This is a genomic window from Brachybacterium tyrofermentans, from assembly GCF_014897585.1.
Taxonomy (GTDB): domain Bacteria; phylum Actinomycetota; class Actinomycetes; order Actinomycetales; family Dermabacteraceae; genus Brachybacterium; species Brachybacterium tyrofermentans.
In genome coordinates this window covers 149,359-164,513 of the sequence record NZ_JABUXW010000005.1, presented here as the reverse complement: position 1 = coordinate 164,513, position 15,155 = coordinate 149,359, and the positions used below count along the sequence as shown (strand labels likewise).

Below are 15,155 nucleotides of genomic sequence, written 5' to 3'. Positions count from 1 at the left end.
CACATCATGACACCCGGGGTAGACATAATCTCTGTCAACCATGTATACAGTCAGTCAACTATTGCTCGTCGAGGAGGACAGCATGTCGTCGATACCAGGCGTCACCGTGCAGCCGGACGCCCCGATCCCCGGAGATCAGGGCCCCGCCGCCACGCTCAGCAGCACCCAGAAGCGCACCATCGCGGGCGGCGCCATCGGCACGCTCATGGAGTACTTCGACTACTACCTCTACGGGCTCGCCTCGGCGGCGGTGTTCCCCGCCGTCTTCTTCTCGTCGGACTCCGCCTTCGTCGCGCAGCTGTCGAGCTTCGCGACCTTCGCCGTCGGATTCCTGCTGCGCCCCATCGGCGGGCTGGTGTTCGGGTACATCGGCGACCGCTTCGGCCGCAAGCTCACCCTGCTGATCACCGTGATCGGCATGGGTCTGACCACCGCCGCGATCGGCCTCATCCCGTCGGACGCCGCGATCGGTCTGGCCGCCCCGATCCTGTTGGTCATCGCGCGCATGTTCCAGGGACTGTTCGTCGGCGGCGAGATGGGCGGCGCGGCGACCATGGTCGTCGAGCACGCCCCCGTCGGCCGCCGCGGCCTGTACGGAGCGCTCCTCATCAGCGGTGCCGGCATCGCCAACGTGGCCTCCGCCGGCATGATGGCGGGCCTGGGCCTGGGCCCGGAGTCGTTCTTCATGACCTGGGGCTGGCGCATCCCGTTCCTGTTCGCCCTGGTGCTCGCGATCATCGCGGTGCTCCTGCGCCGCCACCTCGAGGAGTCCGAGGAGTTCACCCAGCACACACGCGACGTCGCGGACAAGAAGGTCGCCGCGACCTCGCCGCTGCGCGAGGTGGTGCGCCATCCCAAGAATGCGATCCTCGGGATCCTCATCGGCCTGCCGCAGTCGATCGCCGGGTACGTGGTGCTCACCTTCGGCCTCGCGTTCATGGTGGCCGACGGGGTCCCCGCGCAGGTCGGCTTCATCGGCACGATGATCGTGGGCGCCCTGCAGATCGTGATGGCGCCGCTGTACGGCGCGCTCTCGGACAAGGTGGGTCGCCGGCAGGTCTACATCGCCGGCTGCGTCGGTTTCGCGGTCCTGGTGTGGCCCGCCTTCGCGCTGTACGGCACCCACCAGCCGGTCATGATCTGGCTGGGCATGATCATCGGCTTCGTAATCCCGGGCATCGCCATGCAGGGCACCTTGCAGACCATGCTCACCGAGATGTTCGACGTCGAGCAGCGCACCACCGGTGTGAACATCGGCTACCAGCTCTCCAACACCCTCGGCGGCGGCCTCGCCCCGCTCATCGCGACCGCGCTCGTGGGATGGGCGAGCGGCTCGATCTGGCCCGTGGTCGTCTACGTTGTGGTGATCTGCGCGATCGGCGCGGTCGCCACCGCGACCGCCTCGATGCGCCCCGATACGGCCGACGCCGGCCGCCTGAACGCCCTGGAGGGAGCCCGATCGTGACCAGACTGCTGATCCGCGGGGGACGCGTCGTCGAAGAAGGCTCCGTGACCGCTGCCGACGTGCTGATCGAGGGCGAGCGCATCGTCGCCGTGGGCCGCCTCGATCCGGCCGACGCCGCGGGCGCGCAGGTCCTCGAGGCCGACGGCCGCCTCGTGGTGCCGGGCTTCGTGGACGCGCACTCCCACGCCGAGGGCGTCGTCTTCGACCCCGAGGTGCAGCTGGCCCTGCTGCGCCAGGGCGTGACGACCGTAATCGGCGGACAGGACGGCGTCTCCTACGCGCCGGGAGACGGCGCCTACGGTGCGCAGTACTTCGCGGCGATCAACGGCCCGCACCCCACCTACCGCGGGCCTCGCGTCGCGGATCTGCTCGCGACCTATGACGGCGCAGCCCCGCTGAACGTTGCCTACCTCGTTCCCGCCGGCACCGTGCGCCATCAGGTGCTCGGCAGCACGGACCGCCCTGCGAGCGCCGAGGAGATCGCCCGCATGGTCGAGCTGGTCGCGCAGGGCGTGGCCGACGGGGCGGTGGGGCTCTCCACCGGACTCGACTACACGCCCGGCCTCTACGCGGGAGCGGACGAGATCGCGGCGCTGTGCGGTCCGCTGGCCGCCGACGGCCTGCCGTACGTGACGCACATGCGAGGCGGCTACGAGGACAACTCGCAGGTGGGGGTCGAGGAGGTGGCCCGGATCGGCCTCGACGCGGGTGTGCCCGTGCACGTCTCCCACTTCCACACCCGGGCCGACGAGGCGGACCGGCTGATGGCCTGGCTCGAGCACCAGGGCGTCGACGCGAGCTTCGACGCCTACCCGTACACGCGCGGCTGCTCGATCCTGGGGATGACGCTGTTGCCGCCCGCCGTGAACGCCATGGACCCCGAGGAGGCCGCGACCCTGCTGCGTGATCCGGCCGAGCGGGAGCGCCTGCGCCGCGACTGGTTCCCGGGGGTCGACGCGTATCCGAGCCTGGGGCCGGAGTGGCCCGAGCTCATCACGATCGCCCACACCGTCGCCCCCGAGTTCGCCTCGGCGCACGGCCTCACCCTCGCCGAGCTCGCGCAGCGTCGCGGCATCGACCCCATCGACGCCGCCCTGGATCTGCTGGCGGCCTCCCGCCTCGAGGTGAACGTGGTGATGGCGGTGCGCGACCAGCGGCCGGTCGAGGACCTCGGCCGCCTGATCGCCCATCCGGGACACCTGGGTGGCTCCGACGGGATCTTCATCGGCGCCCATCCTCATCCGCGTTCCCGCGGCACCTTCGCCACCTACCTCGCGACCTATGTGCGCGAGCACGGCTTCCTCACCTGGCCCGAGGCGATCGAGCACCTCTCAACCCTGCCCGCTGAGCGGTTCCACCTCGGCCAGCGCGGCCATATCCTGCCCGGGCACATCGCCGACATCGCCCTGGTCGACGGGGACGCGGTGCGCGCGACCGCCACCTACGACGACCCCACCGCCCTGGCCATCGGCATCGACGACGTGCTGGTCGCGGGCCGTCCGGTCCTCTCCGGCGGCCGGCTCACCGGCGACCTCCCCGGCAGCGGCCTGCGCGCCGCACCGGGCCCGCGCTCCCCCGACGCCCGTCCCGCGGCCGGCTTCCGCGCCGAGCCCGACCCCCTCCGCTCCGGCGGCCATGACTCCGACGGCGGATGAACGACCGCCCGTCGGCCCCGCGGGGCCCGTGCCCCGCACCTGACCGTGATCACCCACGACCTCGAGGAGAACGATGACCAAGGAAGCCCTCCACACCGACAACGCCCCGCAGCCCGCGGGCCCGTACAGCCAGGCGATCGTCAGCGGCGACCTGATCTTCACCGCCGGCTTCGGCCCGCAGGATCCGGCCACCGGCGAGGTCTCCTCCGACGTCGGCGAGCAGACCCGCCAGGTGCTGCGCAACATCCAGGCGGTGCTCGCCGAGCGCGGGGCCACCCTGGACGACGCCCTGAAGACCACCGTGCACCTGGCGGACCTCGCCGACTTCCAGGAGTTCAACGCCGCCTACCGCGAGTTCTTCTCCGAGCCGTTCCCCGTGCGCACCACGGTCGGCTCGCAGCTCGCGAACATCCTGGTCGAGATCGACCTGGTGGCCCGCATCAGCGCCTGACCCGCCCCTCGAGTGCGACCGTGGAGCACGTACGCAGCACGGAGAACGCCTCCTCGGCCGCACTCGAGGTCACCGACTCTGCCTCCGCCCGCTCCCGGAGGCGGGTTTGGCGCGATGATCTATGGTCAGGATCTAGGGGTGCCACCGGGTGCCCAGGATCGGACGCACGTGCTGCCACGCCAGAACGACCAGATCACCCAGGACATCGAGAGCGACCGGAGCGGACCGACGACGGACCCCGCGTTCACCCTCGGAGTCTTCGGATTCTCCCGCAAGACGGACGAGTGGCGGGTGCCGATCCACCCCGCGCACCTCGGCCGGATCCCCGCCGAGCTGCGCAGCAGGATCCTCCTCGAGGCGGGCTACGGCGAGCGCTTCGGCATCCCCGATTCCGAGCTCGCCCCGCACGTGGGCCGGATCTGCAGCCGCGCCGAGCTGTTCGAGCAGGCCGACATCCTCGCGCTGCCCAAGCCGCAGCACGAGGACATCCGCGCCATGCGCGAGGGCCAGATCCTCTGGGGATGGCCGCACTGCGTGCAGGACCGCGACCTCACCCAGCTGGCCATCGACAAGCGCCTCACGCTCATCGCCTTCGAGGCGATGAACCACTGGAACCAGGACGGTTCGTTCAACCTGCACGTGTTCCACACCAACAACGAGCTCGCGGGCTACTGCTCGGTGCTGCACTCCCTGCAGCTGCTCGGCTCGACGGGGAACTACGGCCGCCGCCTCACCGCCACGGTCATCGGATTCGGAGCCACCGCCCGCGGTGCGATCACCGCGCTGGGCGCCCTCGGCATCACCCAGATCCGAGTGCTCACCAACCGCGCCGTCGCCGCAGTCGCCTCCCCGATCCACTCGGTGGACATCGTCCAGTTCGCCCATGAGGACGAGCCCTACATGAGCGCGGCCATCACCGACGAGGGCCGGGTCCCGTTGGGCCCGTTCCTCGCCGAGAGCGACATCGTGGTCAACTGCACCCTGCAGGACCCCAACGCCCCGCTGCTGTACCTGCACGAGGGTGACCTGCAGCAGTTCACGCCGGGCAGCCTGATCATCGACGTCTCCTGCGACGAGGGCATGGGCTTCTCCTTCGCCCGGCCCACCTCGTTCGACGAGCCGATGCTGCGCCTGGCGGGCGGCGTGAACTACTATGCGGTGGACCACAGCCCGTCGTACCTCTGGAACTCGGCGAGCTGGGAGAACAGCTCGGCGCTCCTCCCGTTCCTGGAGACCGTCATGGCCGGCCCCTCCGCCTGGGCGGGTGTGGAGACCATCGACAGCGCGATCGAGATCCAGGACGGCGTGATCCGGAACCCTGCCATCCTCGAGTTCCAGGACCGCGAGGCCGCGTACCCGCATCGCTGAGCCGATCGGGTCACGACGAGAGGGTCACGACGAGGGCCGGGCTCGGCGCTCGCTCCGTCTCGAGACGTGCGATCAGTGAGGCGATGCGGCGGGCCGCGGTCGCCTCGCTCGGCGCCGTGAGGATCGGGTGCAGCGCCGAGTAGCGGGCGGTGCGACCCAGCCGCGCGAAGGCAGCCTCTGCGGAGGGCGACGCCGCGAGCGCCGCTGTCAGCTCGGCAGGGGCCTCCGCCGTGGCGGGACCGGCGTAGGCGCGTCCCCAGCGTCCGTCGGCCCTGGCCCGGTCGACCTCGCGGACACCGCCCTCGCGCAGCCGGCCCTCCGTCGCGAGCCGCGCGATGAGCTCGACATTTCGCTGGGACCAGAGCGATCGAGCACGGCGCGGTGTGAAGCGCTGGCGGAAGCTGAGCTCGTCGAGCGTCCTGCGCTGACCGTCGATCCAGCCGCCGCACAGGGCCTCTTCGAGCGCCTCCTGGTAGGTGAGCGTCATCGGCGCGACCTTGCCCTTCTTGGCGAGCATCAGCCACACCCCGTCGGACGAGCCCTCGTTCTCCATCAACCACTCGTGCCACGCCGCGAGATCAGCGAGGACGAGCGGATCCGGTGTCTGCTCTGCGGCCATGTTCTCAGCATGCCCGCTGACGAGGACAGGAGCTGTCCGCCACACGCCGCCTCTGCCGGTCTCGGCGCCTGGAGGACCGCAACCTCCCGTCGAGGGGCGCACTACAGTTCTCGTGGGGACAGTGCGACGGGGGCCGCCAGCAGTTGGGGACCGTTCTCCGCGCGTGGACCGAGGTGCGTGGACCGCGCACCAGCCATCGACGTATGAAGGACGTGAATCGCGCTATGTCGCACCCATCCGACGGGGACCGCTTCGACTCGCCGTATCCGGAGCAGAACCTCTCCGCCGACCAGCCCTGGGCCGATTCCGAGCAGCAGGCCTCGCCGTACGGGGACCAGCAGGCCTCCGGTGCAGCATCGGGCTCCGAGATTCCCAGCCAGGCGGCGCCGGTCTACAGCCAGGGCTCGCCGGCGTCTGGCCAGGGCTCCCCGGCGTACGGACAGGGATCACCCGCCTACGGCCAGGGCTCGCCGGCCGCCGGCGCGCAGATCCCTCAGGACCCGTCCTGGGTCCCCGCACCGAAGCAGGACGGCGAGGCGGGCTTCTTCCGCGCCCTGTTCGACTTCACGTTCACCCACTTCATCACGGTGAAGTTCTCGGCCTTCCTGTACATCGTGGCGTTCGTGGTCGCGCTCCTGCTGTGGCTGGGACAGATCCTCTGCGGCATCATGTTCGGCGCGATGCTGGGCAGCTTCAACAGCTTCTACGGGGAGTCGAGCTTCAACGCCGTGCCCCTGATCCTCGCGATCGTGTTCGGCTGGATCCCCTCGGTCATCGCGCTGATCGCGATGCGTCTGGGTCTCGAGTTCAGCGTCGCGACGGTTCGCACCGCTCAGAACACGAAGAAGATCGCCGAGCAGGCGCAGGCCGCCTGAGGCCAGGGCGGGCAGACCAGGAATACGGGCAGGTCAGCGGCGCAGTCCTGCCCCGATCTCGGCGAAGGTCTCTCGCGTCGTCTCGTCGTTCCAGGACCACACGTCATCGCCGCGCAGCACCACGTCGGCGCCGCCGTCGCAGTAGATGGTCTGCCCGGCGCAATGGCTGTTCTCGACCGAGGTCAGCCAGATCAGCAGGTTCGCGATGGATTCCGGACCCTGATGGCCGTTCAGCGGCATGGGCACATACGCATCGGTCATCGTCCTGCCCGTCTCGCTGGCCAGGAGATCCGTCGTCATCGGGGTGACGACAGTGCCGGGGGCGACGGCATTGACCGGGATGCCGGCCCCGGCCCAGCGGGCGCTGGGCGCCTCGCGCCGCACCCAGCGGGAGATGGCGCGCTTGGACGAGGGGTAGATGACGTTCGCGAGGCGGGCGTCCTCGGCCATGCGGGTCGCGATCTCGTGAGCCGCGATCTCGTCATCCGCGAGCAGCGCGTCCACGAGGGCCGGGACCACGGGCTGCATCGAGGCCATCGAGGACACCAGGGAGACGCGGGGTGCCTCGGAGCGGGCGAGAGCCGGCTGCATGGCCTCGAGGAACTCCGTCATGCCGAAGTAGTTCACCGTCGCCGTGATCGGCTTCGGGATCGACAGGCCCGCGCAGGCGATGACGGCGTCGACGGTGGCCCCGGCGAGGCGGGTGGCCTCCTCGGCGGCGGCGACGCGGCCTTCAGGCGTGGAGAGGTCGCCGGAGACCTCGACGTCGCGCAGGTCGACGCCGATCACGGTGTCGCCGCGCGCGGTGAGGATCTGGGCGGTGGTGCGGCCGATGCCGGAGTCGGCGCCGGTGACGACGTAGGTACGGGACATGGTGGGGTCCTTTCGGGACGGTGGGTCAGCGGGTCTGTGAGCCAGGGCGGTAAGCCGGCGGGCGAGCAGGTCAGTGGGTCGATGGGCCCGGGGTCAGTGGGCGGATTCTGACGTCGCGGACGTCATCCGGCCCACGGATGGAGCACCCTCCGCGGGGGCCAGGAGCGCGTCGGTGAAGCGGACGAGCAGGGTGGACAGGGTGCGCACGTCCTCCGCCTCCCAGTCGGAGGTGGCGTCGGCGAGCATCGCGACGCCCGCGGAGACGAGCTGCTCGTAGGTGCGGCGCCCGTCGGCGGTCAGCGCGATGCGCGCAGAGCGGCCGTCGGACGAATCCGGGGTGCGCTCCACGAGACCGGCGGCCGTCAGGCGCGCGATGAGCTTCGAGGTGGACGGGCGCGTGAGGTGCAGGTCATCGGCGATGACGCTGGGGCGCTCTGCACCTCCCGCGATGCCGAGCACGTACAGCGCACGCACGCCGACGGGGTCCAGCGAGACCCCGCACTCGGCGGTGATCCGGCGCTGGAACTCGAGCGAGGACCACTGCGACATCAGCGCGGTGAGCGCCGTGAGCGTGGTGCGGTGCAGAGCGAGGGTCGGCGCGTCCATGGCGGACACCGTACGCCCATGTGATTGCCTCAGGCAACTACATCGTCGCCTCGAGAACCGCATCGCCTCGCCCCAGCAAGCCTCCGTGACTCCCGTCCACACCAGTCGCACCATGGTGGAGTTGGAGCCGTCACCCTGATACCCTTGAGGCAATAGTTCAGCCCGCCCAGCTACGTCTGGTGTGGGCTGGATCTATCTTCAGGGGAATCATGGCGACAACGACGCCGTTCACAGACATCCCAGGTCAGCTGGCGATCTTGCGTGGCCGCGGCATGTCTGCAGACACGAAATTAGCTTCGCAGTGGCTATCGAGCGTCGGGGACTACCGCCTCAGCGGCTATTGGTACACCTATCGTGGACACCACGCTGATGGCACTCCAACCGACCAATTTCTACCCAACACCTCGTTGGCCGACGTCACCATGCTCTACGAATTTGATCGCAAACTGCGCACCCTGATCCACGACGCCATCGAGCACGTCGAGATCGGAGTCCGGAGTCATGTGAGCTACCACCTTGGCTCTTCTGACCCACTCGCGCACGAGAACAGCGTGCTTTTCCGGCCTTCCTTCGATCACTCCCGCTGGATCGACGTGGCGCGGCGGCGGATTGCACGCGCCCGAGTCCACAGTGAACCCATCCGGCACCACCTCTCCCGCTATAGCGGGAGCGTGCCGATCTGGGTTCTTACCGAAGTTCTCGACTTCGCAGACATCTCAAAACTCTACGAAGGCATGCACTCTCGCGACCAGTGGGCTATCGCCAACCGACTCGGCGTCACCATCGACCTGTCCACCCTGTCGAAGAACCAGCAGCAGAGAGCCAAGAAGGAACACCCGCTCGCGAGGTGGCTCGAGCATCTCTCCATCTTGCGCAACTCCATCGCTCACCACGCACGGGTGTGGAACCGTTCATTCACACCAGCCCCAACTGCCGCTCTCCGAACGATCCCGACACTATCGTCGTTGCCCCGCGGCCAAAGCGAACAACTCTATGGGGCACTTGCCCTCCTCGCCCATCTATTGGGCGGTCTTGCCCCAGGCTCCACCTGGAATCTGACAGTGCACTCCCTGGTCGAGGACGAGTTTGAGCACATCGAGGGTCGGACAACGTCAGAGATGGGCTTTCCCAGCGATTGGAAGCACTATGACCAGTGGTCAATGCGTTGCGGAGACTAGTGACACGTCCATGTGGGCTGCGCTGCTGAGAGAGAATGAACCATGGCCCCGCAGCTCACGATCACCGAGGACTTCCAGCGCGCACTGGACCTGTTGGACGCCGGCAGCCACCTGTTCCTTACCGGCCGCGCCGGAACCGGCAAATCCACTCTGATCAGGCGTTTCCTGGAGACCACGGACCGCAACGCGCTCACGGTCGCGCCGACCGGGATCGCCGCCCTGAACGTCGAGGGATACACGATCCACCGCCTCTTCTCCTTCCCGCTCGGAGTGAGCGAGGAGCTGGTGCGCGGGCCCCGCTACTACCCGGGCCGGTTCGCCGAGACCCTCGCACAGCTCGACACCCTGGTCATCGACGAGGCGTCGATGGTGCGCGCCGACCTGTTCGACGCCCTCGCCGCCGCCCTGGAGCGGTTCGGGCCGCACCCCGGGGAGCCGTTCGGCGGGGTGCAGCTGGTGCTCTCCGGGGACCTCTACCAGCTGCCGCCGGTGGTGCACGACGCCGAGGCGGAGCACATCGAGCACCACTACGGCACCCCGTACTTCTTCTCCTCACGCGCCTTCGACCGGGACTCCTTCCCGGTGATCGAGCTGTCCACCGTGTTCCGCCAGCTCGGGGAAGACCGCCTGGTGGACCTGCTCAACGCCGTGCGCGAGGGGACGCTGCTGGAGGATGCGCGCGCCGAGCTCAACGCCCGCACCGACCCGGAGTTCGAGCCCGAACCGGACGAGTTCTGGCTGACCCTCGCGACCACCAACCGCATCGTGCGCTCCCGGAACCGGCAGATGCTCGAGCGCCTCCCGGACGCCTCGCAGACGTTCACGGCGGAGATCACCGGGGACACCGACGGCTTCGAGCACCCCACCGAGGACCGTCTCGATCTCGCTGTCGGAGCCCAGGTCATGATGCTGAACAACGATCCGTGGGACCGCTGGGTCAACGGCACGCTGGGCCGCGTCACCGCGATCGGCCGCGACCGCGAAGGCCCCGCGATCGAGGTGCTGCTGCGCGACGGCCGCAGCGAGCAGGTGCGCCCCCACACCTGGGACGTGACCCGCCCGGTGGCCGAGGGCGGCAGCCTCACCCACCAGGTGCTGGGCACCTTCACCCAGCTGCCGATGAAGCTGGCCTGGGCGATCACGATCCACAAGTCGCAGGGGCAGACATTGGACCGCGTGGTCGTGGACCTCACCGGCGGCACCTTCGCCAACGGCCAGCTGTACGTCGCGCTCTCGCGATGCACGAGCCTCGAGGGTCTCGTGCTGCGCCGCGACGTGCTCCCGCGCGACCTCAAGTCCGACCCCCGCATCCGCCGCTTCCTGGCGACCGGCGAGGACCGCGCGAGCTCGCTGGGCGAGGTGTACCTCGCGGCCCTGATGGTCGGGAACGTCGGCGACCGCTACCGGCCACGCCCGGTGGAGATCGGCGTGGTCACGGCCGACGGGGACGAGGCGACCACCATCGTGAACCCCACCAGCGACCTGTTCGCCGCCCGCACCGAGTACGGCATCACCACCCGCGACGTGCAGCTCGCCCCGGTGCTCACCGAGGCCTGGGCGGCGCTGTCACCGCTGCTCGCGGGCCGCATCCCCGTCGGCCCCCGGATCGACGAGCAGCTGGGCTGGATCGATTTCGAGCTCAAGCGCAACGGCGTCGTGGAGCGCATGCCGCTGGGCGTCGACGTGCCGGCCACCGGTCTCACGGCCGACGAGCGCGCGGCCCTGCGCGCCCCCACCGCGCTCGAGCGGGCGCGGGCGATCCGCGACCTCGTCGAGCGCCGTCGCGCGGGAGTCGCCGGAACGGGGGCCGACGGCAGCACGACCACCCTGACCGCCGCTGCCGACGCGGGCACCCCGTTCCCGCATCTCGCCCGCGGCCGCGGCTATCTGCTCTCCCGCAGCAGCGGTGAGCTCGGGAACCCCGGACCGGACGGCTTCGTCGTCGGCGGCAACCTCTCCGCGCAGGACGACGCCGCCCAGGTCCTGGCCGAGGTGCTCGAGGCCGCCTGGGCGCGGGTGGTCGCCCACGACCAGGACGTCGTGGACCGCCTGCGCGACGTCGAGACCCATTTCGGCGTGCAGGTCCTGCCCGAGGGACTGGAGATCGCGGGACCGATCGACCTCACGGAGATCCTCGTGCCCGGCGCCCGGGTGTGCTTCACCGGCGAGGTCGTCTCCGCCACGCACGGATCGGTGGATCGCTCCGAGATGGAGCACCTCGCGCGGCAGCGCGGGCTGACCCCGGTCCCGAACCTCACCAAGACGCGCACCGACGTCCTGGTGGTCGCCGAGCGCGGCACCCAGTCGAACAAGTCGAAGAACGCCGCCCGCTGGGACAAGCCCGTGCTCGAGGCCGAGGAGTTCCTGGCGTGGGCGCACGGCGCGGTGTGACGCCCATCGTCCCGAGCCGCACAGCCGGGATTCCTCGGCCGACGACGGCCCGAACAACCTACCGATAAGTACGCTTCACCCCTCCTCGGGATGATCAGCGCATCCGCCGAATCTGTCACGCGGGAATACGCTCACCAGTTCAGGTCACGATTCGCACCAGTTGCTGCAACTGACGGCAACTGGTTTCAGCGGGCAGGTGAGCATCGCATGCTGTGGCAACCCCGAGGACGCAGCCGTCCCGGGATGCATTCGGGAATTCCCGGTGCATCCTGCGGACCCGCCGCAGCCACGAATTCGAACAATGCTGTTTGACGCCGCTTCATGCGGACTCCGAGAGGAAACAATGGGCAATACCCCTATGGGCGATGATCTCTCCGCCCCCGGCACGGTGACCACCGAGACCGGCACGATCCTTGCGCGACCCACGAACCTCGACCCGGGCGTCGCCATCGTCGAGAGCGACGGGCGCCGCCCGGACGCGACGGGCACGAAGGGCACGAAGGGCACCGGCAAGGCCATGGCCGCCATGGGCTTCTCGCAGGCCGTCGACAACTCCGAGGGCGGGTTGATCACCACCTTCTTCCCGCTCATCGGCGCCGCCTTCGGAATCGGCGAGGGAATGCTCGGTCTCCTGAGCGCGATCAGCAAATTCGCCCGCATGATCTTCGGCCCGTTCTGGGCGATGATGGCGGACAAATACGGCCGCAAGAAGATCCTGATCCTGGTCACCGGCGTCTGGGGCCTGTGGACCGTCGCCGCCGGATTCGCCCCGAACTTCACCTGGCTGCTGATCCTCTACGCGATCTCCGTGGTGGGCACCGTCGCCTCGGAGCCGATCATCAACGGCCTGCTGCCTGACCTGTTCAAGCAGTCCCAGCGCGGCAAGGCCTACGGCACGATCCGAGCGATCGGCGCCGGCGTCGGCATCCTTCTCGGCCCGGCGATCGGCCTCTTCGCCCGCGGCGACGACCCGAGCCCCGACGCCTGGCGCTACGCCATGTGGACCATGGGCGCCATCTCCATCCTCTCCGGCGTGCTCATCGCGATGTGGGTCAGGGATCCTCGACAGAACACGGCCTGCGACGACATGATGGCCGAGGCCGGGACGTTCAAGATCTCCGACGGTGTGAAGCTCTTCAAGATCCCCACCATCTACCTCATGGCCGGCATGGTCGTGCTCGTCACGAGCCTCGTGCTGCTCGCCTTCTACCCGAACTTCCTGGTCGTCGAACGAGGGCTCAGCGTCTTCGAGACCACTTTGACCATGTCCTGCTTCTCGATCGGCGCAGTGTTCTCCGCCTTCCTCGGCGGCCGCCTGGCGGACCTGTTCGTGCGGAAGTACGGCGAGAAGGGCCGCATCATGCTGATGCAGATCTACCTGGTCTCGTTCGCCGCGACCGTCGCGATCGCGACCCAGCTCCCCTACGAGGGCTTCGGCGCCGCCGCCCCGATCACCTTCCTGCTGGGTCTGGTGTTCTCGATCGGCTTCTCCGGCTGCGTGCTGCCGATGGTCTCCAACGTGGTGCCCACCCAGCTCAACGCCACCGCCTTCGCGATGCTGTTCTCCCTCATCCAGGGCGGCGTCACCGCCCTCATGGCCCTGGGGCTCGGCTTCGTCGCCGAGGCCTTCAGCAGCCAGACGATGTTCCTGTGGTTCGTCGTCGTGCCGTACCTGCTCAACGCCCTGTACTGGACGCTGTTCTACAGGGTGTACCCCCGGGACGTGGAGCGCCAGCAGGAGCGCAGCGACCAGGTGGCCGCCGGCAGCTTCTGAGCCGGCAGCTTCTGAGCCGCCACCTTCTGAATCGGCACCTTCTGGGCCGACATCGGCGCGGACGACCTGCGGGGGAACCCGCGGAGGTCCGCGCCGATCTGCGTCCGGCCCGGTCCAGCCGACCTCATCCAACCGGCCTCTGCTGCCCGGCCTCGACTATGAGGTTGATGGCGTCTCACGGGCGGCCCGCGCGGAGGCGACGTCGTCCACGATGACGGCGATGTGCAGCATGCTCGCGATCAGGGAGCCGTAGAGCGGCCAGGAGCACCGCGGCAGCTCGGTGTTGTCGGCCAGGTCGAGGGCGAGGCCCGAAAGCCGGTCGGCGATCGGCTCCACCTCCGCATCCGGATCCGCGATCGACCGGCCCGCGTCGCGGACGATCGCGACCCAGCGCTGACGGAAACGGTCGTCCCACTCGCCCTCGGCATAGGCGCCTTCGCGGAGCGTGCGCGACAGGTGCCGGAGGTGCGAGATCCCTTCCTCGACCCGGGCCAGGATCTCCTCGTAGGAGGCCTCCTCGGCATCATCCGCCGGGGTGCCGCGGTGACGGCGGAGGAGGGCACCCGCGCGCCGGGTGCGGGGGTTCCCCCGTTCGCTCTCGCGGGCGAAATGCACCTCCTGCCAGGCGCTGGCGAGCTCCCGGGACATCGACCGGGTCTCCTCCACCCAGGCGTCGGCCCGCTCGGTGTCCCAGGCGGTGGCGAACTCGTCGGCCATGTCGACCAGTACGCCGCCCATCCGGCGGTTGATGCTGTCCACATATCGCGCCGCCTGCTTCTCACGCAGCGGCGGGATGATCAGCAGGTTCACGGCGATCCCCACGGCGACGCCGAGCCCGATCTCCAGGATCCGGTCCAGCAGCAGCGGCTGCTGCTGCCCGAAGCCCGCGCCCAGCACGAAGATCGCGGTGGTCGCGATCGCGACCCCTTCGTCCCGGATCCACGGCACCAGCGCCAGGACCATCCCGACGGCCAGCGCGAGCGCGAAGGTGCCGACGCTGACCCCGAGCCAGGCGCCGATCACGAAGGACAGCGCGACGCCGAGGATCGAGGCGACCAGGGTCTGCAGGCCGCGGGAGACGGATCGGTACACCGTGACATGCACCGTGAGCAGGGCGGTCCACGGGGCCAGGAAGGGCATCTGCGAGTCGAGCACGTCCCGCGACAGCCACCAGGCGACGGTGCCCGCGATCACCGCCTTGGCGATCTGCAGCCAGCCGGTGACTGCCTCGGGCTGCACCGCGGCGGCCCATAGCTTCTGCGCACGTTCCTGCCAGGTGGCGACCATCCTCCGACGGTCTCACACGTCGCGGGCGGTGAGCTCCTCGGGCGGGGCCTCGGTCTCGAGGTGCCGGGCCATCGCCCGGAGGAACTCGATGGCGGCCGGTCGGGCCGACGGCGGCACCAGGTGGGCGATCTCGAGCATCCGCTCGTGCATCCCGCCGAGCCGCTCACGGACCTGGGTATGGGCGTGGTCCGTGGCCACGACGATGCGGGAGCGGCCGTCGTAGGGGTGGGGCACGCGCTCGAGGTGGCCGGACTCGGTGAGCCGATCCAGCAGCTTCGAGGTCGACGCCCCCGAGATCCCCAGGTGCCTCGCGAGCGCCTGCGGGGTCGCGTGATCGTCCCCGGCCTCGTGCGCGATCACGTAGCGGAGCGCGGAGAGGTCCGTGGTGTTCATCTCCATGCCGGCACTCATGCGCCGGCGCATGTCGTGATCAGCGGCGCGGAATCCTCGCAGGGCCGACAGGAGGTCAACGGCCGAATCGTCGCCGTCGTACCAGTACGAACCGCTCGAGCTCCCGCTCGTCTCCCCCGCGCTCTCGACCATCCTCCGATGCTACAGTCAATTTATATAGATAGGCTAAGCATCTCAGGCCGAGCACCTGACGCCGAGCACC

Annotated in this window: 13 protein-coding genes; 8 read left to right on the top strand and 5 right to left on the bottom strand. The window is 69.4% G+C overall.

The genetic code is table 11. The features are described 5' to 3' along the window. Positions 1-82 precede the first annotated feature (82 nt). The 4 genes from INT49_RS05300 to INT49_RS05285 all read left to right on the top strand — a co-directional run bounded on the left by INT49_RS05300 (position 83) and on the right by INT49_RS05285 (position 4,939). A complete protein-coding gene (locus INT49_RS05300) occupies positions 83-1,465 on the top strand; it encodes an MFS transporter (RefSeq protein WP_193116672.1) in 1,383 nt (460 codons plus the stop codon). Beyond that, the gene (locus INT49_RS05295; protein WP_193116671.1) at positions 1,462-3,120 is read left to right on the top strand and encodes an N-acyl-D-amino-acid deacylase family protein; all 1,659 of its coding nucleotides are present in this window, start codon (positions 1,462-1,464) and stop codon (positions 3,118-3,120) included. The genes INT49_RS05300 and INT49_RS05295 overlap by 4 nt, the downstream gene beginning before the upstream one ends. Positions 3,121-3,193: 73 nt before the next feature. Further along, positions 3,194-3,571, top strand: a complete 378-nt coding sequence (locus tag INT49_RS05290; protein ID WP_193116670.1) for a RidA family protein — start codon at positions 3,194-3,196, stop codon at positions 3,569-3,571. Positions 3,572-3,775: 204 nt separating this feature from the next. Next, on the top strand, positions 3,776-4,939 hold the full coding sequence (locus INT49_RS05285; RefSeq protein ID WP_319021521.1) for a N(5)-(carboxyethyl)ornithine synthase: 1,164 nt from the start codon (positions 3,776-3,778) through the stop codon (positions 4,937-4,939). 10 nt (positions 4,940-4,949) lie between these two features. Here the strand turns inward: INT49_RS05285 and INT49_RS05280 are convergent, their stop codons facing one another. After that, positions 4,950-5,558 carry a YdeI/OmpD-associated family protein gene (locus INT49_RS05280; RefSeq protein ID WP_193116668.1) on the bottom strand — a complete coding sequence of 203 codons (609 nt, stop codon included), beginning with the start codon at positions 5,556-5,558 and terminating at the stop codon, positions 4,950-4,952. A gap of 224 nt (positions 5,559-5,782) precedes the next feature. On the opposite strand from INT49_RS05280, the gene INT49_RS05275 reads away from it, so the two are divergent. After that, positions 5,783-6,433 carry a DUF4282 domain-containing protein gene (locus tag INT49_RS05275; RefSeq protein ID WP_193116667.1) on the top strand — a complete coding sequence of 217 codons (651 nt, stop codon included), beginning with the start codon at positions 5,783-5,785 and terminating at the stop codon, positions 6,431-6,433. A 33-nt stretch (positions 6,434-6,466) separates the two neighbouring features. On the opposite strand, the gene INT49_RS05270 is transcribed toward INT49_RS05275, so the two are convergent. Further along, a complete protein-coding gene (locus INT49_RS05270) occupies positions 6,467-7,306 on the bottom strand; it encodes an SDR family oxidoreductase (protein ID WP_193116666.1) in 840 nt (279 codons plus the stop codon). 93 nt (positions 7,307-7,399) lie between these two features. Beyond that, positions 7,400-7,912 (bottom strand): MarR family winged helix-turn-helix transcriptional regulator, encoded by a 513-nt coding sequence (locus tag INT49_RS05265; RefSeq protein ID WP_193116665.1) that lies wholly within the window; start codon positions 7,910-7,912, stop codon positions 7,400-7,402. 209 nt (positions 7,913-8,121) lie between these two features. Here INT49_RS05265 and INT49_RS05260 point away from each other — a divergent pair, with 209 nt between their 5' ends. The 3 genes from INT49_RS05260 (at position 8,122) to INT49_RS05250 (ending at position 13,255) form a co-directional block, all read left to right on the top strand. Next, a complete protein-coding gene (locus INT49_RS05260; protein ID WP_193116664.1) occupies positions 8,122-9,090 on the top strand; it encodes an Abi family protein in 969 nt (322 codons plus the stop codon). Positions 9,091-9,132: 42 nt separating this feature from the next. Beyond that, the gene (locus tag INT49_RS05255) at positions 9,133-11,481 is read left to right on the top strand and encodes an AAA family ATPase (RefSeq protein WP_193116663.1); all 2,349 of its coding nucleotides are present in this window, start codon (positions 9,133-9,135) and stop codon (positions 11,479-11,481) included. Between the two features lie 343 nt (positions 11,482-11,824). Further along, positions 11,825-13,255 (top strand): MFS transporter, encoded by a 1,431-nt coding sequence (locus INT49_RS05250; protein ID WP_193116662.1) that lies wholly within the window; start codon positions 11,825-11,827, stop codon positions 13,253-13,255. A 156-nt stretch (positions 13,256-13,411) separates the two neighbouring features. Here the strand turns inward: INT49_RS05250 and INT49_RS05245 are convergent, their stop codons facing one another. Together INT49_RS05245 and INT49_RS05240 are read right to left on the bottom strand one after the other, a co-directional pair. Then, positions 13,412-14,542: an FUSC family protein gene (locus INT49_RS05245; protein ID WP_193116661.1), complete on the bottom strand. Its 1,131-nt coding sequence runs from the start codon at positions 14,540-14,542 to the stop codon at positions 13,412-13,414. Positions 14,543-14,554: 12 nt separating this feature from the next. Further along, a complete protein-coding gene (locus INT49_RS05240) occupies positions 14,555-15,085 on the bottom strand; it encodes a MarR family winged helix-turn-helix transcriptional regulator (protein WP_193116660.1) in 531 nt (176 codons plus the stop codon). Positions 15,086-15,155 lie beyond the last annotated feature (70 nt).